Source organism: Paenibacillus sp. FSL K6-1122 (genome assembly GCF_037977015.1).
GTDB lineage: Bacteria > Bacillota > Bacilli > Paenibacillales > Paenibacillaceae > Paenibacillus > Paenibacillus amylolyticus.
On sequence record NZ_CP150272.1, the window covers coordinates 5,740,452 to 5,760,504 of the forward strand.

The window sequence follows — 20,053 nt, forward strand, 5'->3', positions numbered from 1 at the left end:
TTATACACAAGACAAAAAAAATGGGAAGGTGATTAAGATCACATTTGATTTTTGTTATCTGTCCTATGCGTGTATTGCGTGCTCTCAGGTTTATGACATCCCTCAATTAATGATATAGTACAAGAAACATTCATAACAAAACCATAATTGCTCTATACCTTTGAAGGAGGATCTTCACTTATGACGGAGGAGCAATCCTACACAACCGAAGAAATATCCAAGCTGCTCAAAATATCGAAACTGACGGTCTATGACCTGATCAAAAAAGGAGACCTCGTTGCATACCGTGTAGGTAAACAAATGCGAATTGATGCAACCGATCTGGAGGCATATAAACGTCGCTCCAAGCAACTTCAGTCCTCAGGTCAACGTATCCCGACTTCTCATCAGACCTCGGAATCAGGGACTCAGCCAAGTCAGGGTGATTTTCAGGGAAGTTCCTTACAATCGACTACACCCGTTGGGTCTGCGCATGCGATTACTCCAGCGAATTCTGCTCATGCAATGACTGCTGTACCAAGGCATCTGGTCATAACAGGTCAGGATGTCAGTCTGGATATTCTAATGCGCCATATGGAAAAACAAACCCGGGACATTCGTCCGCTACGCTCGTTCATGGGTAGTCTGGATGGGCTTATCTCGATGTATCGCGGTGAGTCCGATCTGGTCAGCACCCATCTGCTCGACGGAGATACCGGTGAGTATAATCTGCCGTATATTCGCAAAATTCTGACAGGACGGTCCTATGTTGTGGTGAACCTGCTATCACGTCCTGCCGGACTGTACGTACAGCGTGGCAATCCGCAGAACTTGCAGAATTGGACCGATCTGAGCAAGTCTGAACTTCGACTCGCTAACCGGGAGATAGGTTCTGGCGCGCGAGTATTGCTGGATGAGCAACTTCGACTGCATGGAATTCCTGCCGCAGGTCTGATCGGATATCAAGTCGAAGAAACCAGCCACATGGGCGTGGCGGCCAAAGTCAGTTCAGGAGAAGCTGATGTCGGAGTTGGCATTGAGAAAGCTGCACGACTTGTGGGTCAGGTTGATTTTGTCCCGCTCACTCAGGAGCGCTACGATCTGGTCATGCTCAGGAAGCAAGGTAATGAAGCCTGGACAGAATCTGTCCTGCGAATTCTCCAATCATCAGAGTTCAGGCAGGAACTACAGTCATTCGAGGGATATGATGTATCCCGGACAGGTGAGATTTTGTACGAAGCATAGATATACGAAATGTAGACAATAACAGCCCATGCTCAACGTGTATTCAACATTACATCATGCATATACAAAACGCCTTGCAAGGGCTGCAAGGCGTTTTTGGTGTTTCTTTCTATATATAACGCATGATATCGATGAATGGATTGCTTAACGTGGCAAATCGATCTCAAAAATGAACACACCATACGCGGGCATGTTGATCTCATTCTGAAGTGTTGTACCTGACAGTAACTCTTTTACTTGCTTCTTAAGGTTAATGGGGACTTGTTGATCCGAGTAGTTGAGTAAAAAGACATAAGCTTTATCCTTACCAGAACGGATACCAAGCTCAACTTCGGACGGTACCTCTACCAGGTCACCCACAGGTGAAGATAGCTCTATTTCATCCAGGAGAGCATCTACGACCGGTTCATTGTAAGCCGCTCCATAATACCATACTTGCCCCTGACCTACCGTACGTTTGGTCAATGCAGGACTACCTGCATAATATTCAGATGTATACTCAGCCATGACCTGCACGTCAGCATGCTCCACATGAAGAACTTCGTTAAATCCGGCCGTTGACGTTCCCTCCTGAAGTCGCTCACTCGCCCCACTCCATTGCAGTCTGGCTGCTGGAACGGTTCCTTTGATTAAGGTAAAGTCCTCTACGGTTACACCACACAACTCAGCGACAGCCCCAGGGAACGGTCTCATGTAACAATGCCCCTTGAGATCCTTATATCCGGTGCGAGCACCGAAAAACAGAGTGCCTCCTTGACTGACATAGGCTTGCAGAAGTTCTGCTGTCTCGTCTGTCATGATGGCCGGGTGAGCATAGATAATCACCTTATATTCGGATAACTCTTCCAGTGTTGTCGTTGGTTGCAGTGTAACCATGTCCGTCGGAATATGACGATACTGGAGCTGCTTATACCAGGAGCGAACACTCTGTTGCTGAAGCGGACCGTGCCATTCGTCCAACTCTCCGTCCCACAGGTTATCGTAATCCTGTAGGATCGCAACATCGGCTTGATATGTAGTGCCCGCAATAACACGCCCGATCTTGGCAAACTCTTCCCCTACTTGTGCAACCTCGCGTACTCTTCTGTTAGGTTGATTATGGTAATCATTGATGCCATGCCAGTACATCTCCGTGCCAAATGTTGCCGTCCGCCAGCGGAAGTAGACGAGTAGATCTGTTCCGTGAAGAACAGATTGATACGACCATAATCGGATCTGTCCCGGTCTTGGCGTACCCATGCCTATACTGTCGACCCAGCCTCCTGGCCCAGACTGTTGTTCCATGACGCAGAAGTTCGGTGACATGTTACGTACGTTCGACAGTTTCATGCTCCAGGCCCGATCTTGTAATGAGTTATCGTCTGTCCCTGGGAAGATCGTGGCAAACTGCGGATACGAATCATAGGAGAAGAAATCCAATAGCTCCTCTGTCATTTCATGATTATCCAAGTGTCCAAACGTACCGTTTGTTGTGATCCAATGTTCCGGGTCCAGTTCCCGAATGATGTCCACCTGAAGCTTGGCAAATGAAATGGTATTTGCTGAGATGAATCTCTTTTCATCTAGTGCCAAATGAGGGTTGGGCGATTGGCTGACCATATTTCGGGTAAGGTGAACTTGCTCCCAGTCAGTATAGGTCTGACTCCAGAAAACGGTTCCCCAAGCCTGGTTCAGATTCTCCAACGATTCATAACGATCCTTTAACCATTCACGGAAGGCGACATGGTCCGCCTCAGCATAGAAAACATCCATATGACAATTGAATTCATTATCGATCTGCCATCCAATGAGAGCCGGATGATCTTTATAGGCAATCACCATATTGCGCACGATTTTTTCACATTGCTGTCTGAAGATTGGGCTGCTGTAGTTGGTATGACGCCGCATGCCGTGTTGATACAACACCCCGTCTTTATTTGCGTTTAATACTTCAGGATATTTGGATGTTAACCACGCTGGTGGAGTTGCAGTAGGTGTTCCCAAAATAACACTTAAACCGTATTGATGCGCCAGATCCAGTGCCTTCTGGAAAAAACTAAAATCGAACTGGTCTTCTTCCGATTCAAAGATAGACCATGCAAATTCAGCCATCCGAATAACTGTGATATTCATCTCTTTCATTCTACGGAAATCGTCCTCCCACAACGCTTCCGACCAGTGCTCAGGGTAATAACAGACCCCCATTTTTAATTCATCCATTTGGATTGATTTTGCCACCTTTAATTGCCCCCTTAACCTGCCATATTGCCTCCATTCTATTGGAACCTTCACATATAATAAATGACAAGATTATGCGACTTATAATAAAATATTGTCATTGTCCAAGATTCAAATAACAGTGGGATGAATCCATTTCAGTTCACTACATAAAAATATTGCGTTTAAATGGAGGATGCACGTGAAAGAACACCTCTTTCTCCCCAAGCCGGTTTTCCCCAGACATGTATGCTTTCCCGATTTTATTGGAGGGTACAGTGACTTTCCGAAACATTATGTGAATCGGGAATATCGAACGAAAGATATCAACTTGGATCATTGCTATAATTTGCACCTTGTACTTGAAGGTAAAGGATTCCTGGACACGGGAACCACTCGTTATGAGCTAACACGAGGGCAGGGATTCCTCTACGGTCCCGGTCTCAGACAAACCTACTATTCAGATTTGGATGACCCTTGGAGTATTCGTTGGATTCACTTCTACGGTATTCGTCTCGAAGAACTGTTAAATGGAAAAGGCGTTGACGAGCCCTGGCTGTTTCAATGTTCCAACTTTCCGGTGGTTACCGCGCTCATGGATCGATTGCTGGAGCTAGGCAGAGGCTATCAGGTGGAGGACGAGCACAGTGTGGCAGCAACATTATATGAACTTCTGACCCGATTGCAATCCGCAGCGAGTCAAATCAATGTTTCTTTAAATCACACTTCAGAGCGAATTCGTGAAGCAGGGAATTATATTCGCTCTCATAGTAATGAGCACATCACACTTGATCACGCTGCCGGAATTGCCGGATACAGTACAACATACTTTAGCCGCAAGTTCAGTCAGACGTTTGGCATCTCCTTCCCGGAATTCCTCTTGGAATCCAGGTTATTACATGCGAAACAGCTGCTCGCAACAACCAACCTTTCCATTAAACAAATTACACTGGAAACGGGATTTTCACAGTCAAGCTACTTCATCCGCTGTTTTAAAACCCAGGAAAACGTAACACCTATGCAATTCCGTATGATGCACAATCATTCGTTATAGGGCACGGGACGTATTCCTTGAACAAGCTGATGTAAAAAAGACTCTGCATATAACATGCAGAGTCTTTTTCGTTCATTTTTTATATAAGTTCATTTGTATCTTCGTCCTCATCAGCCTTATATTCCAATATATCTCCAGGCTGACAATCCAGTGCTTTACAGATCGCATCCAGAGTGGATAAACGGATCGCTTTTGCTTTTCCTGTTTTTAATATGGAAATATTGGCGATTGTGATCTCAACTCTCTCTGCAAGCTCGGTAACCGTCATTTTCCGCTTTGCCAACATCACATCAATATTGATTATAATGGCCATATATTCACCTCAGACCACTAGGTCATTTTCTGATTTGATATCAATCGCTTCCTGTAACAATCTTTGGAGCACCGCTGAAAACACTGCAATGACCAATGAAGCAAAAATAGGAACCATTCCCATAAGAATGAGGCCTGGGGCATCATCTTTCTCTGCTACAACATAAACAAATGGCAACATCACAAAATAGAGACTACTGATTACAATAGCACAATATTTTATTGTTTTTAAGGATTTCACTGACATTAGAGAGAACGCTTCATTTTTGTCGATGTAGCTCAGCAGACGGAATGCCTGGTACAGTGCAACAATAAACGGAATAACGGACACATACATAATAATCACTATGGGGTATAGTGCACCTGCATAATTCGGATTCACCGGATTGTTTGCTAACCAGGGTATGCCGAATATACATAAGGCAAGAATGGGAACACCAATAAGCAACACAGCCAATTTTAAAAAGATGGTTGTACCTCGCTTCACAAAAAGCACCTCACTTGTTTTAAGTGATATGAATTTATCATAGTATTTATCGTTTTACAATAAATTTTTATTGCAAAACAGATTTTATTTATTCTTTTGCACATTAAGGAAGAGAGACCAAAAGATCGCCCCCCTCTTTGCTTCAGTGATTTTTGGACACAAAAAAAGCCCGATGCTAGCCACTGTTTCACTAGCTTCGAACTCGGTTGCATATACGCCATATTTGTCTGAATTAACATTAATTTTTACGAATGAAACATACTCTTAACCGATCTCGCTCACGTACGCCAGAACAGCCCAGCCTCATCCCTTTCCACCTGTTCCAGCACATTCTCAAAATCGGAACAAGGTGTAATAACATCTACCGGATTCCAGCTGCTCTGTTCATCTCTGGCATACACTTTCCACTGATTTTCTTCCCAGTAAAATCGGGCAATATGCATCTTATCCCATTGATACCGTTCAGTGGCGCAGGTACCTTCTCGTGAATATATCCGTTCATTACGGACTGAATTCTTCGTAACGTAAACAAGTCCAACATGAGATGCACATCCTTTCAGCAAAATACCACCTCTGTTCTACGCACCACATGCAGCTCCAAGCACACAACAACCTGCTCCATGCAAAGGTGGTCAGCCACATCCCTTGATCATTTTACCAGCTTGATTTTGTTACGCCAGGAATCTGTCCTTGATGAGCCAGTTCTCTGAACTTAATCCGAGATACCTTGAACTTGCGTAGATAACCCCGCGGGCGACCTGTCACTTCACAACGATTCTTTAGTCTGGTCGGAGATGCATTACGTGGCAATTTCTGCAATGCTTCGTAATCCCCTTTTTCCTTCAATTCCCGGCGCAGGTCCGCATATTTTGCCACGATCGCCTGACGTTGCTTCTCACGTACCACTTTAGATTTTTTAGCCATGAATTACAGCTCCTTTATCCATTGAATTTATGTTTAGAACATCAATTTCCGAGTTATACGGCTTCCACAGGCCATGGCAGTGGATTGTCGAACTGGCCCCAGTCGCCCAGCATTTCTTCATCACTGAGCAGGCACTGGTCCAGCTCGTCTTCAATGCTCGCACGCTCCATTTCGATCCCAATCATGACAAGCTCCGTCTGACGATCTCCCCACTGGGCATCCCATTTCTCCAGAACATCCGGCTCGTTACGTAAAATCTCTTCTTTGTCCGCTTCCGGCAACGCCGCGACCCAATGTCCCGCAGGACCAAATTGAATGGATGGTCCTGCCTGACTGAGACTTGCCGCAACATCCCCTTCAGCCGCAAGCCATACTAAACCTTTGGCACGTACCACTTCTTCCGGCCAGTAACTCATGAATTCAGCCAGACGGGAAGGATGGAATGGCTTTCTCCGGCGATAGACAAAGGAACCAATACCATATTCCTCGGTTTCCGGTGTATGCGACTCCTTCTCCAGCTCCTGAATCCACCCAGCGGACATGCTCACTTTCTCAAAATCAAAGCGGCCTGTATTCAGAATCTCGGACGGATTCACCTGTCCGTTCTCGGTCCGAATGATCTTGGCGTTAGGCTGTAGCTTGCGGATGATGCCTTCGAGCTTGTTCAGCTCGGTGTCATCGACCAGATCACATTTGTTCAGTAGCAGCACATCACAGGTTTCGATCTGATCAATCAACAAGTCTACAACGTCACGGGTGTCCTCATCTCCGGTCGCCTGATTACGATCCAGAAGACTCTGTCCTGATCCAAAATCATGCCAGAATCGATTGGCATCTACTACCGTTACCAAACAATCCAATCGGGCCAGACTAGTCAGGTCAATACCCGACTCTGCATCGGCGTATGTAAAGGTCTGTGCAACTGGAACAGGTTCACTGATGCCGGTGGATTCGATCAAAATATAGTCATACTTGCCTTCATTCACCAGCTTCTCAATCTCCTGCATCAGATCATCCCGCAAGGTGCAGCAGATACAGCCGTTCGACAACTCCACCAGCTTCTCTTCGGTTCGAGACAAGGTTGCCTCCCCCTTAACCAGCGCTGCATCAATATTGACCTCACTCATGTCGTTAACGATTACGGCAACCTTAAGCCCTTGTCTGTTGTTCAACACGTGATTCAAAACCGTCGTTTTCCCTGAACCGAGGTAACCACTCAGTACGGTTACCGGAACTTGCTTTTGTGTCATAGAAATCTACTCCTTATATGTGCAGTCTGTGTAATTCAGACTTTAATAGTAATTATTACGATTAACAACAATGACTATAATCCTGTTAGACGGTCATTGTCAAACTATTTTTGATTTCAACCTGCAAAAATACAAAAAAAGGCTGACGACCAGCCCTTGCACTTTCGCATCCTGAGGATACGTTTTGGCAAGAAGTGAGTCATAAACCTCCTCTGTAAATGTTCTTTAGTTCAATTTATATAGCCACCCCAGATCTGGCCTTATTGCCCGCTTCCATCCGTTGCCTGAACACCAACACCAGTACCATCGCTGCAACAGAGAGCAACGTGCAGATCATAAACATGGTCGAATACGAACTCGCTTGCACAATAAGCCCCATCGCCAATCCGCCCATAGAGAATCCAAGGTCATACGAGGACATGAAAATCCCCATGAGTACATATCTGGAATCCGCAGGCAGCACAAAGGACAGATATGTGGTTAATGTCGGGTACAACAGTGCCAGGGCAAAACCGCTGAACACCGCGGAGAGATACACCAATGGCCCGATGATCTCCATTAAGCTGAGTAACTGGGTTCCCAGTGCTGCACACAGCATTAACCCTGCCATCAGCCAGGTATTCCAGCTACCATCGGACGGAATTTTTTTTCGCAAAATAAACCTGCACAAGATCACAACCAATCCCTGTATCGTCAGAAATACCCCTGCACTCGCCAGTCCAGTGGATACCATATATAAGGGAAGAAAGGTCGCTGTTGCCCCAAAAACGCAGGACGCAAACAACATCACCACACTGCTAATCAGCAGTGGCGTACTGCGCCAGATGCCGCCGAATGAACGAAACATATCGCCCAAGGTGTACGATTTGTTCTGCACGGTACTCCGCGGCAGATCCACATTATATCCAATCAGAAGTGGCAAAGCCGCCAGTCCGATCATCAGCAGCGTAAACGCCAGATCACTGGCATTTTCCCAGATTTGTATGGCAAGGATCGGAATGACCAGAGAAGGAACCATCGTAAAAAGGGTGTACATGGACAGCCCTTGTGCCCGGTCTTTGTCCTCCAGCTTTTCCACAATGCCTGCCTGCATCGTCATGGAGAAAAAGGCCGTAGCCACCCCTTGCAGGGCTCGCAACCACAGATACGTCTCCACACCAAAAACAACAAACAGCAACAGCGTACCCGCATGCAAAAGCAATAACCATTGCATCACACGAAGTGGCCCATGCTTACCCAGCAGTTGTGCTGCAAAAGGTCTCAAGAGCATACAGGTGAACATATATGCCCCCATCATCAGACCAATCTCAGCCTGATTCAATCCGGCGGCTTCGCTTCTCAAAGGCAGAATAATCGTCAAAGCTGAATTCGCCGCAAAAAATAAAAAAGCCAGCATATAAAACCGGATAAACGAAAAGGATACCGGATTTAATTTCCCATTGGATGTTGCATTCATCGAAGACTTCAAACGTTCGTCACCACTTTCTCTTCTGGCAGTCAACTCACAGATGTACCTGTCATGGGTCTACGCCGTTCATAGGCAAAAACGATCATTACCGCTCCTAGGATAGCACAGATCATGTACATAAATGAATAGGAAGAGAAGTCAGCGACGGGTCCCATAATCACACCACCCAGAGAAATCCCCAGATCAGCCATCGCAATAAATAACCCGATCAGGACGTTCCGATTCAGCTTAGGCAACACAAAAGATAAATAGGTCGTGAGTGTCGGATACAGGATTGCCTGACCGATTCCCATGAGTACAGCGCCCGCATAGAAAAAGACCACCCCGCCTGTCACGGCAAAACTGACACATTGCGCAGCTACGGCGAGCAGACACATGGTGCCCATCATGAAAGGAGAATGCCAACTGCCATCGGACGGAATCCTTTTTCGAAGCATAATTCGAGTCAGCACCACCGTTCCTGCCTGAAGCATCAGATATACGGCGGCATTCCCATTTGGTACTTGGCTCGCATACAGCGGAATAAAGGTGGTAATCGCGCCAAATACAACGGAAGCGGCGAGCATTAACACACTGCAACGAAATAAATGTGGATTCTTCACCAACTGACCAAAGGATTCCCACATGCTCACGTTCTGCTCCGAAAGATTCTCAGCAGGTTGCTCCTTGTTTGGTTCCATTTTGGCGGTATATCCGAAGACACCCGTACAGACGGCAATGCCGATCAGAACCACTGTAAAATAATCCATGCCACCCGTCTGCCAGATTCCTAATGCGATAACTGGCCCCACGATGCCTGGTATATAACTGAACAGCGAATAATACGAAATCCCCTGAGAGCGATCCTTCTCCGGAAGGGCATCAATAATGCCAATCTGCAAGGCCATGGAGAAAAACGCTGTCGATACACCTTGTAAAATACGAGCAACCAAATAACCGCCGAGTCCCGTAAAGGTATATAAAATCAGGGCAAATCCATTGATAATCAGAATTAGACGCAATATCTTAATCGGACCGTGCTTTTGAATAATCCGACCTGCCCAGGGTCTGAAGAACATTGTTGTGAACATATAAGCGCCCATGATCAGTCCAATTGTTGTACCGCTCGCACCCAAGGACTCCCCTTGCAATGGGATGATCACGTTAAGAATGGCATTGGCACTGAAATATAGAAGAACCAGTATGTACAAGCGCAGAAAAGGCCAAGACATCGCTCCACTCACAATGGGTGTTCCCCCTAAAATGGTATTAAATGCTTCAATAATTTCTTCGCATAGTCTGACTGAACATCCTTTAGCTGCTCAATAGGAACGATCTCTTCAATCTGACCCTCTCTGAAAATGATAACCCTGTCACAGATATAAGCTGCCGCTTGTATATCATGTGTGATAAAGACATAGCTCAGCTTATAGATTTCTTTCAACTCTTTCAGTAATTGCAACACCTGGATCTGAACAGACACGTCCAGTGAACTGATCGCTTCATCGAACACAATAAGTTTTGGGGCTGTCGAGATGGCCCTGGCAATGCACACTCTCTGAGCCTCCCCGCCGGATAGTTCATGCGGATATTTGGATCTATAGGAAGGGCCCAGTCCAACTTGGTTCAGCAACAGATCTACCTTCTCTGAGTTTCCCTGATGCTTTCGCAGTTTTTGCTGCGCTTGCATCGGTTCCATAATGGCAGCTTCCACGGTAAGAAATGGATTGATGGAGGATGTATAATTTTGAAAAACAGCGCTGAGGTTTCCCATCCGTACACGTCGATCCTGTACGTCTTTACCATCCAGCGAGATCGTTCCACGATCCGGCCGTTCAATGCCCAGAATTAGACGGCCCAACGTCGATTTACCGCTTCCGCTTTCACCGATGATACCGAGACACTCACCCTGCTGGCATTCAAAGGTAACTTGTTTCAAAACTTGATGTCTATGCTTGGAGAACAGTCCGCCTTGGTTATATGATTTTTCGATACCTTCGACCTTTAGCATCTATAAGTCCCCCTGCATCAACGCCTTAAAATGATTGCTTAGCTCCAGTCGGGTAGAGACCAGATACTGCGTATAGGCATGCTTCGGCTCTGTCAAAACAGAATGCATGCTGCCATGCTCTACGATGTTTCCGTCTTTCATGACCATCACGTCATCTGCAATCTTCTGAACAACGCCGAGATCATGGGAGATGAACATCATGGAACAGCCCATGCGTTCGCGTAAATGAATCAATTGCTCCACCACTTCATATTGAGAGATCGTATCCAGCGCCGTTGTCGGCTCATCCGCAATAATCAGATCAGGCTCAAGCACTAATGCCAGTGCAATCATGATTCGTTGCAGCATTCCACCGGACAGCTGATGTGGATATTGATTCAGAATCTCGCGCGGATGTCTGAGCATGACGCTTTCCATGGCATTGATGATTTTCCGTTCACTCTCGCGGGTATTCCAGCCAAAATGCTGCTGAAGCGTCTCCCGAATATGAACACCAATGACACAGGAAGGATCAAATGCACTCATGCCATTCTGCAAAATCATACATAGATGCTTGCCCCGCTTACGCCGCATCTCCGGTTCCGAAAGCTGGTTCAGGTCTTCGCCCTGAAATAACATCCTGCCCGATTGGCGAATCCATGGCTTGTTCAGTCGCATGATAGCCCTGCACGTAACGGACTTCCCGCTACCACTTTCCCCCACGATGGCCATACAGCTTCCCTGCTTAACTTCGAATGAACTGTTATGAATGATCACTTTACCTGTATTGGTATCCCATACTTTCAAATGTTCAACCTCGACTATATTCATAAGTGGCCTTTCTCACCTCACTTTCGTAAGACTTGTCAGACTTACCTTGAGAGGTCATCAATTTGGGGTCCAGAGCCACCTGAAGGGCATCCGATAGAAAATTAAAAGCAGACACCACAACCACAATGGCCAGGCCTGGTGCCAACATTAATTCTGGTCTGGAGAACATGACTTCCCTCGCCTCATTGAGCATCATCCCCCACTCCGCATGCGGAGCCTGAATGCCAAGCCCCAGAAAGGAAAGGCCGGAGATCTGCAACATCATTGAACACATGGAACCACTCGCAATGACAGCAATATCGGCAAAGGTAACCGGAACAATATGTTTGGTTATAATTCTCAGATTGGGTGTGCCGGAGGCTTTGGCGAATTTTACATAATCCATATCAGAGAATTGCATCACAGATGTGCGAATAACACGGGCAAACCAGGCCCATTTCATCCACACAAAGGCAATCAGTATATTCTCCAGTCCTGCACCCAAAATGCCAACCACCGCCAGTGTCATCACGTATCCGGGAAAAGACAGCATGATATCACAGACTCTCATGATCCATGCATCCACTTTTCCCTTGAAGTAACCTGCGATGAATCCAACAATGGCCCCGATCAGAACAGATAGACTGAGCGCAACCAGAACCCATAACACACTTGGACGGATGCCATAGATAAGCCGGGATAATACACATCTGCCCAGATGATCATTGCCTAATAGATACTCCCAGGACGAGGAGGCGTATCGAAGCTTCATGTTCACTTGTCCAGGATCATGTGGCGCAATAAGCGGAGCCAATATGCCCGCCATAAGCGTGACCATAATCACTAGCAAAGAGGTCAACGCAAGCTTGTCTTTGCGCAGATTTTTCAATATTCGCATCAGAATTCCTTTCTCAACCGGGGATTCATCGCCGCATTAATGATGTCGGATAACGTGTTAAACAACACAAAAGTGACAGCCAACATCAGAACATACGCCTGAATAATCGGAAAATCCCTGCTTAAAATGGATTTCACGCTGAGCCTCCCAAGCCCCGGCCAGGCAAATACATTTTCAATGACTACCGTACTGCCCAACACAATTGGGATCGCCATGCAAAAGATGGACACGGCCACCTGTAATGAATTTCTTAGAATATGCAGGGTGACTTTCTTCTCGCTCAGGCCACTTGCCCGTGCATATAACACATAGTCCTCATTCATATTGCTCAGCATGGAACTTCGAACCGTTCGGAAGTAAATGCCCGTATAACTCACCGTGATCACAATCACCGGTAGAATGTAGCTTCGATACGAGTCCATGCCGCTGGTAGGTAACAGGTCCAGCTTGACGGAAAAATACCAGATCATCATGGCTGCAAGCCAGTAGGACGGCATGGCTGTTAGGAAAAATGATACGCCTCTGACCGATCGATCCAGCAACTTGCCTTCTCTCATGGCACAGATCACACCCAGCAGAATGGACAGCGCAATAATAAATACCGATGAGACAAGTGTTAACTTCAATGTGTTCATAAAAGCCGGCCCCATTAATGACCACACAGGTTCACCAGATACATAAGAGTTGCCAAAGTCCAACTGTACAACAGCCATGATCCAGTTCGCATACTGGATCATGAACGGCTGATCGAATCCCAGCGCTTTATTCGTTTGGGCGATCAGTTCATCCGTGATCTGCGGAACTTCCTGTGCCTGTAACACAACAACCGCCGGGTCCAAGGGAGATAGATTAATCAGAACAAACGTTATAAATGAAATGATAATCAGTAAAGGGATGGTTAACAGAATCCTTTTGACGATATAACTTCCCATATCCATCTCCGCTCTATTTAAAATTCATTTGTTCAAAAGGTAGTTCATATTGAGTCTGCTTGAATGAGATTCCATTAAGATTCTCGGGAGCGACTACGGTAACACGTCCGTTGGTAATCGGGATGAAGACTGCTTCATCATGGACGATCTTCATAATGTCGGCATACAGGGATTGGCGTGAAGCCTCATCCGTGGAAACCATAACCGCATCAATTTTCTGATAAAGTTCATCTGCTTGGGCAATTCCGCTTGTTGTATGCTTGTATGCCGAATCAGACGTAAATGCTGCAATGGTACTCTGTGGATCATAAGCCAGCCCCCAGGTTTGATTAAAGAGCAGATCATATTCCCCGGTAGCTCTCCGATTCGCAATGGAAGTGGATTCTTCGCCACCGATCTCAAGCTGAACACCCAATTCTTTCATCGAATACTGGATCAATTCAGCCTGTATTTTCTGTGAAGACGAGTTGCTGTCATAGTATAATTTCATGGCTAAAGGCTGACCGTTCTTCGTTCTCACCCCTTTACCATCTGCCAATGTCCAGCCAGCTTGGTCCAGAAGATTTTTAGCCAATTCCGGATCATACTCCCGTTTCTTAAGGTCTACCTTGGCGTAATTGACATTGGCTGAAAATAGCGTGTCTGCTACAGTCTGCGTTCCGTTAAAGATATCTTTACTAATCGTTTCCCGATCAATGCCAACCCATAGCGCTTCCCGCACTGCCGTTTCCTGAACTGGACTATTCTGGCGACTGCTATTGGCTACGATCATATTGGTATTCATCGCTTCGCTTCGAACCACTTGATAACCACCAGATTCAGCTAATTGGTCCATGGCCTCGACATCGATGCTATCTGCTCCCCGGTCATCGGTGAACACAAAGTTGATCTCTCCTTTTTGCAATGCCAGGAATGTTGTTTCACCTGCGGGAAGAACCTTGGATGTGATTTTCTTGATTGCAGGTGCACCACCCCAATAGTCTTCATTGGCTTCAAACGTGGCATTCTCTTCAACTTTATGAGCAGTAAGCTTGTAAGGTCCTGTGCCGTGGAAACCACTTACTCCGTCTTTGGTTCCTCCATCCTTGAAATCCTTGGGTGATATGAAGACGTAAGGTCTTGTCATGGACAATTCCACCAGTGCCGGATAATAGGCTTCCGACAGCGTCAGCTCCACCGTATGCTCATCTATAACTTTTACACTTGTGATTTTGGTAGACAGCTTGATCCAGGCATGTTTTTCGGCATTGGCCTGAACGGCATCGATATTTTGTTTGACCGCCTGTGCGTTGAACGGCTCCCCATCATGGAATTTCACATCTTGTCGCAGATGAAAGGTATAGGTCTTGCCATCCTCCAAGATATCCCATGATTCCGCCAGCAATGGCTTGATGCCGTCAGGTGTGTTTTCCACCAGAGACTCATATACCATCCCTTGCGCAGGCATGGAACCTGTATACAGATGGGGGTTCATATCATTAATATCTTTGGCAGAAGCATAGATAAGTTCTGTTTCTACCTGGCTATTTACAGACTCCGTTTGGGCGCCCTCTTTCTCTGTTGTGTTCTGAGCGCATCCGGCGAGCAGCGCAATGGCTGACACCAGCAATAGTATAGATGTAAAAGTAAGACCCTTTTTCACAACATTTCCTCCTGATGAGCAAATTAAAATTCAAACTTTACACAAGACCACTACGTGGTCAGAACAACCTTCCGATCGCTGTTATCCCCAGATTTTTTTGATCTCTTTTCCAAAGAGAAAATCCGGTGATAAAGGCGAACGCTTCGCTTCTTCAGGTTCTTTCTGCCCCCCCCCGTTACTGTGTAAAACAAAATTTAATTTGCATTATTTAAATGTAATCAGACCCTATTACTCAAAGTCCGGTGCAGATCATGCGGATATCCTCTTCAAAGGATTGGATCGCAAAGGCTTCGGACAAGCGTTGATCCGAATGTGCGTCAGTCATTTCCTGAATCTTCGCTTCAAATCTGGCGATAAATTGATCAATCGTTGGACAGCTCACATCGAGATGTCTGGCAATACCCTGAATGATTTTGATGCGGTAGTAATCTTCCTTGGGCATGCGGGGAATATCTAGTTCCCCTTCGCGGTTCATGAACGTTTTGCGGAATGGGACTGCTGAAAAGTCGAAATATTTCCCTTCCGAATTGGGTTCCGAGAATGGATCAATCAATAATGAGGCGTACCGTATGTATAATAAATACTCCTGATGAATGACCTGCAGCTGATTGAAATTCTCGATATCCTGGCGTGATATACTCTCTAATCGAACCGGATAGTTGTCATCCGTCATGAATTGAAGCAGGTTCACTCCCTGGATATGGAGTCGGTCCGTAATATTCTTAATCTCCTGCCACTGTGCCCGCATTTCCCGTATCAAAACTTGTGTAATCGGACCTTCAGGATACATCTTGTATACGTATTTCTGAGTATCTGGAGCTCCGAAGATGTATTCTAATGAGAAGTCATTCATGAACAAGGGTGGATGTACGTACAACGAGATATTTCTCGTTTCCGCCTCCAGTGGGGATCGCATCACTTCCAGCGCAACACCCAAACGCTCATAACCTTGGCGTAGCTTACTAACCTGTTCAGACGGGTAACGAGTGGAACCGACATAGACCTTTTTTTTGACCCCTGTAGTAATCACATGATTCGACGGATGTACGTGCATCCAACGGGTATCTCCAAGGTAGGTAGAGAAACTGATCACTTCCGGCGCTGCATTCCGCTCTCTCATATAATGGGTCACGAGTCGATTCGACCCAAACGTTGGAGAAATCAAAATGATACATTTCAGTTGTTTGATGAATTCATCATTCATTTGTTCCAGTACATCGATATACGCATCGGTGGTAACCGCCAAAATAAGTGTATCCCATTTACCATCAATGGTGTCATATCCCTTGAACACATGATCAACGTAACACTCACCTGCGAGCGATTGATGTTTCTCATTTTGAATGCTGACCTGAATACGCCCATTGCTCTGTTCGAGGGCTGCGAATACAGACGCTGAACGAACCGATTGTCTCCCCGTAATGCCTATACAGCAGTTGAGATGATCTTTGAGCGTTACCGCAAGCTGAATGGATGCAGGTCCGGTTCCGAGTATCAGAATTCGCTGAAGATTGCTCATATAAGCCTCCTTAATTCAATGTTCAATCTGTAATCCATTTGGACGCACTTGGATGCACTTGCATACCTATGCTTTTTGATACAACGCAATATCAAACACATCATCCGGGCGCAGGATCGTATCCACCAGCTTCCATTTGTTGCTGTCCGTCTCTCTCATCGGATAATTGAACAAGGACTTCAACTGATCACCGTATCTCATGGCTACAACCACCTGTGCATTCGTCAGGGCATGCAGTTGATCAAGCAGCTCATATTTAGGGGCCACCGTAGAGCTGAAAATGATATGGGTTGCTTCCTTGGTATACTCCAGATTTTCCAGCAAGGTTGACTGCAAACGTATCTTCAAGCCCGCGCCCAGCGTCTCCAACACCTTCTGCCCGAGTCTAATGGATTCTTCATCAATATCGATCCCGACGACCTGTGCACCTGTTCGCTTGGCGATGAGTAATGGTGTCATGGGGAATGAACCGGAGCCTACCAACAACACTCTGGAATCGGAGGTGACATGGAAGCTGCCGAATTCTTTATCGATACACTCTTCTATATTTTTGAAATAATCGGCAATCTGCACATCCCCGTTCTCTAACTTTAATGCACGATATTTCTCCATGATCGCCACACACTGGGCGGATTTATTTCTTAACTCCCACACAAGCGAATCCAGTTTTTCCAACTCCGAATGCTCCAACTGTTCCCAGGCTGCCTTATTGTCCTGATCAGTCACAAAGCGGGAATAGTCATTGATCACAGCCTCCAGCTCTGCACTATGCTGAATCGTATGATCATACTTGCTCGCGAGCTTATCGAATTTCTCTGCAAATTCACTCAAACATGTCTGAAAATGGACCAATGTGATCATTTCTTTTCCCCCTATACGTTGTCTCGATCATGTATCATGTACCTCATGCGTTTACAACGCTCCATTCTGCTGGAGCATCTATGAAGGCTTTGCCCTGAGCCACGATGCCAACAGATCCCTCAATCGTAATACTCTCAAGTTCTGTGCCATCCCACTGGGCTACCACTTTGATCGCACCACCAGGCTGCTTGATGTACTGCGTAATCTGCCTCTGCTGGCTCCATGCGAGATACGCTCCCACGGAGGCCGTACCCGAGCCACACCCTCTCTCCCAGATCAGACTATCCAGCTCCGGAACATAGATGAGTGGGGCCATTTCTTCCGAGTGTGATTGATATAACAAGATACCAATCAGCTTATCCCCCAGGGTTAGTCCCAGTAATCTTGCAAGGGTCTGTGCCCTCTTCTTCATCGTATCGTCGAAGTCATCGACTTCAATCACGATATGGATGAACTCAGCGTACCGGATGATCACCATATCGAGTTCGATGCCTTCGTATCGGATTGTTCGTTGTTCGATCTGCTTTGGTATCGGCATAGTTACCTGGCAGTCATATTCGTTCTGCTGCTTCTTCACATGGCACATGATCAATTGATCGGTTCCGGAAACCTCCAGCATGATGTCCATAGACTCCTGATGTGCCAGTCCTGCTTCAGATGCTTGGTGTGCTGCAAGTGCCATACAGGCATTGCCACAGAACTCTCCTCCGGCCATTTCCAGGCGGGCCACAGCTTCCGGTCTCCTCGTTGGTTCAATGAATCCCACTTGTTCAGCGTAAACGTTATCATACGACATTAGACGAGTTGCAATATGATTGTATTTCTCTGCTGCATGATCCGTTTTAACCAGAATCGTCATGTTTTGGGTGGGACTGAACTTGATAAAATCGATCTCCTGTTTCATCGCAGCGACTACTCCTGTTCTTCTTTTTATCTAATAGTAATAATTACGATTAAAGGTCGAGAAAAATATAGCACATCTTTTTGGGGAGCGTCAACAAATATTTCCATTTAAAAAAATAAAATTTCATAATACCTTTAGCAGCACCTCCTGTAAGAAAACCCAAACAGAGCTGACGCTTCTACGCCAGCCCTAGCCATAATTACACCATCTGATAAGATTCAACGAATCGTCGTTCCTACCTCGCTCTCACTAAAAAAGGGAATACGAAAAACGGTTGCCGTCGAACGGAACCGTTTCGATCTGGATATGATCCAGTGATTCACTGTACTCATCACTCTTGATGTGCTTGCACATTGTGCAGTGCTTTCTCAGCCAGTGCAGCCAGAAGATGTGCTCCCAGCGACAGAGCCCGTTCATCCACATCAAAGCCAGGGTGATGCCACTCATGCGGGCCAGAGGTGCCCAGGAAGAGGAACAGGCCGGGAACTTCTTTTTGATAAAAAGAGAAGTCCTCACCTGCTGGAGAAGGTAGCGGTCTAAAACTGTTTAATCCAATCTCACTTGCAACTTGCTCCGCCGCAGATGCCAGAGACTCATCGTTGACCACGGCAGGAGGTCCCTGAATCCAGCGGACCGTAGCCCGTGTGCCATAGGCTGCCGCCACACCGGCGACTACCTGATTGAAACGCTCGCGAATCCGTGCACGCACTTTCTCATCAAAGGTACGCACTGTGCCATCGAGAATCGCTTCATCCGGAATAACGTTCCAGGCTGTGCCACTGTGGAGCTTGGTGACACTGATTACAGCACTCTCCTGTGCTCCCACATTGCGACTCACAATGGCCTGTAATGCCGTAACAATATGTGCGGCAACCACAATTGGATCAATGCCGGCTTCAGGCACAGCTGCATGGGTGCCTACACCTTCCACTTTGACAACAAAACCGTCTGCTGCTGCCATCAATGCGCCTTCCCGAATGCCCACCGTACCTACCTGGAGATCAGGCTTGTTATGCAACCCAAATACGGCCCGAACATCGGATAATGCGCCGCTCTGGATCACTTGCCGAGCACCCGTTGCTTTTTCCTCTGATGGCTGGAATATCAACCGTACTTTTCCCGGTAGGATGGACTCGCGCTGTTTCAGTAATCGTGCAGCACCGATCAGAATTGCCGTGTGTGCGTCATGTCCGCATGCGTGCATCTTTCCATCTACCTGGGAGGAAAATTCCAGCTTTGTCTCTTCCTGAATGGGCAACGCATCAATATCTGCTCTTAGGGCGACAACAGGACCGTCCCCTTGACCCACTTCAGCGACAAGCCCTGTCCGCAGCGCATATTCGTCTGCAATACGGACGCCTTCCTCTTCCAGCCAACTGCGAATGGCTGCCGTCGTCTCCTTTTCCTCGCCGGACAATTCCGGGTTACGATGCAGATGTCGCCGAATGGTGATTAATCTTTCCACGAATTCTTCCGCCCGTTCACCGTGAAGTTCATGCTCGGGGCCCTGTACTTGTTGGTCAGAATGCTGCTTGGGCTGTTCCAGATCACTTTTCATCACATGGCCTCCCATTCGTATATATTCACTGTTATATTAACTGCC

Annotated in this window: 19 protein-coding genes; 2 read left to right on the plus strand and 17 right to left on the minus strand. The window is 46.6% G+C overall.

Going from position 1 to position 20,053, the window contains the following annotated elements; all coding sequences use genetic code 11:
- The first annotated feature begins 180 nt into the window (after positions 1-180).
- A complete protein-coding gene (locus tag NSQ20_RS25760; RefSeq protein WP_340031167.1) occupies positions 181-1,224 on the plus strand; it encodes a helix-turn-helix transcriptional regulator in 1,044 nt (347 codons plus the stop codon).
- Positions 1,225-1,368: 144 nt separating this feature from the next.
- On the opposite strand, the gene NSQ20_RS25765 is transcribed toward NSQ20_RS25760, so the two are convergent.
- On the minus strand, positions 1,369-3,441 hold the full coding sequence (locus tag NSQ20_RS25765) for a beta-galactosidase (protein ID WP_340031168.1): 2,073 nt from the start codon (positions 3,439-3,441) through the stop codon (positions 1,369-1,371).
- Between the two features lie 175 nt (positions 3,442-3,616).
- Between NSQ20_RS25765 and NSQ20_RS25770 the strand changes: the two genes are divergently transcribed.
- Positions 3,617-4,474 carry an AraC family transcriptional regulator gene (locus tag NSQ20_RS25770; protein WP_340031169.1) on the plus strand — a complete coding sequence of 286 codons (858 nt, stop codon included), beginning with the start codon at positions 3,617-3,619 and terminating at the stop codon, positions 4,472-4,474.
- 79 nt (positions 4,475-4,553) lie between these two features.
- Here NSQ20_RS25770 and NSQ20_RS25775 read toward each other — a convergent pair whose 3' ends face one another.
- The 16 genes from NSQ20_RS25775 to NSQ20_RS25850 all read right to left on the minus strand — a co-directional run bounded on the left by NSQ20_RS25775 (position 4,554) and on the right by NSQ20_RS25850 (position 20,008).
- Positions 4,554-4,787 (minus strand): helix-turn-helix transcriptional regulator, encoded by a 234-nt coding sequence (locus NSQ20_RS25775; RefSeq protein ID WP_036605834.1) that lies wholly within the window; start codon positions 4,785-4,787, stop codon positions 4,554-4,556.
- A gap of 9 nt (positions 4,788-4,796) precedes the next feature.
- A complete protein-coding gene (locus tag NSQ20_RS25780) occupies positions 4,797-5,273 on the minus strand; it encodes a DUF2975 domain-containing protein (RefSeq protein ID WP_047841240.1) in 477 nt (158 codons plus the stop codon).
- A gap of 278 nt (positions 5,274-5,551) precedes the next feature.
- On the minus strand, positions 5,552-5,836 hold the full coding sequence (locus tag NSQ20_RS25785; protein WP_340031171.1) for a DUF3024 domain-containing protein: 285 nt from the start codon (positions 5,834-5,836) through the stop codon (positions 5,552-5,554).
- A gap of 91 nt (positions 5,837-5,927) precedes the next feature.
- Entirely contained in the window at positions 5,928-6,197 is a 270-nt protein-coding gene (rpsN, locus tag NSQ20_RS25790; RefSeq protein WP_036605831.1) for a 30S ribosomal protein S14, read from the minus strand.
- A gap of 53 nt (positions 6,198-6,250) precedes the next feature.
- Positions 6,251-7,447: a GTP-binding protein gene (locus NSQ20_RS25795; RefSeq protein ID WP_340031172.1), complete on the minus strand. Its 1,197-nt coding sequence runs from the start codon at positions 7,445-7,447 to the stop codon at positions 6,251-6,253.
- A gap of 235 nt (positions 7,448-7,682) precedes the next feature.
- Positions 7,683-8,948: an MFS transporter gene (locus NSQ20_RS25800; RefSeq protein ID WP_340031173.1), complete on the minus strand. Its 1,266-nt coding sequence runs from the start codon at positions 8,946-8,948 to the stop codon at positions 7,683-7,685.
- Positions 8,945-10,138 carry an MFS transporter gene (locus NSQ20_RS25805; RefSeq protein WP_340031174.1) on the minus strand — a complete coding sequence of 398 codons (1,194 nt, stop codon included), beginning with the start codon at positions 10,136-10,138 and terminating at the stop codon, positions 8,945-8,947. Before NSQ20_RS25805 ends, NSQ20_RS25800 begins: the two co-directional genes overlap by 4 nt.
- A 14-nt stretch (positions 10,139-10,152) precedes the next feature.
- Positions 10,153-10,905: an ABC transporter ATP-binding protein gene (locus NSQ20_RS25810; protein WP_340031176.1), complete on the minus strand. Its 753-nt coding sequence runs from the start codon at positions 10,903-10,905 to the stop codon at positions 10,153-10,155.
- Complete coding sequence (locus NSQ20_RS25815; RefSeq protein WP_127547083.1) at positions 10,906-11,715, minus strand: ABC transporter ATP-binding protein; 810 nt, start codon at positions 11,713-11,715, stop codon at positions 10,906-10,908.
- Positions 11,696-12,592 (minus strand): nickel/cobalt ABC transporter permease, encoded by an 897-nt coding sequence (opp1C, locus tag NSQ20_RS25820; protein ID WP_340031177.1) that lies wholly within the window; start codon positions 12,590-12,592, stop codon positions 11,696-11,698. Before opp1C ends, NSQ20_RS25815 begins: the two co-directional genes overlap by 20 nt.
- A complete protein-coding gene (gene opp1B, locus NSQ20_RS25825) occupies positions 12,592-13,524 on the minus strand; it encodes a nickel/cobalt ABC transporter permease (protein WP_036673435.1) in 933 nt (310 codons plus the stop codon). Before opp1B ends, opp1C begins: the two co-directional genes overlap by 1 nt.
- A gap of 13 nt (positions 13,525-13,537) precedes the next feature.
- The gene (nikA, locus tag NSQ20_RS25830) at positions 13,538-15,166 is read right to left on the minus strand and encodes a nickel ABC transporter substrate-binding protein (protein ID WP_084650475.1); all 1,629 of its coding nucleotides are present in this window, start codon (positions 15,164-15,166) and stop codon (positions 13,538-13,540) included.
- A 232-nt stretch (positions 15,167-15,398) separates the two neighbouring features.
- Positions 15,399-16,685 (minus strand): opine metallophore biosynthesis dehydrogenase, encoded by a 1,287-nt coding sequence (locus NSQ20_RS25835; RefSeq protein WP_036673432.1) that lies wholly within the window; start codon positions 16,683-16,685, stop codon positions 15,399-15,401.
- Positions 16,686-16,751: 66 nt separating this feature from the next.
- Positions 16,752-17,546: an SAM-dependent methyltransferase gene (locus tag NSQ20_RS25840; RefSeq protein WP_340031178.1), complete on the minus strand. Its 795-nt coding sequence runs from the start codon at positions 17,544-17,546 to the stop codon at positions 16,752-16,754.
- A 43-nt stretch (positions 17,547-17,589) separates the two neighbouring features.
- Positions 17,590-18,450, minus strand: coding sequence for a diaminopimelate epimerase (locus NSQ20_RS25845; protein ID WP_036605821.1), 861 nt, complete (start codon positions 18,448-18,450; stop codon positions 17,590-17,592).
- 331 nt (positions 18,451-18,781) lie between these two features.
- On the minus strand, positions 18,782-20,008 hold the full coding sequence (locus tag NSQ20_RS25850) for an amidohydrolase (RefSeq protein ID WP_036673428.1): 1,227 nt from the start codon (positions 20,006-20,008) through the stop codon (positions 18,782-18,784).
- Positions 20,009-20,053 lie beyond the last annotated feature (45 nt).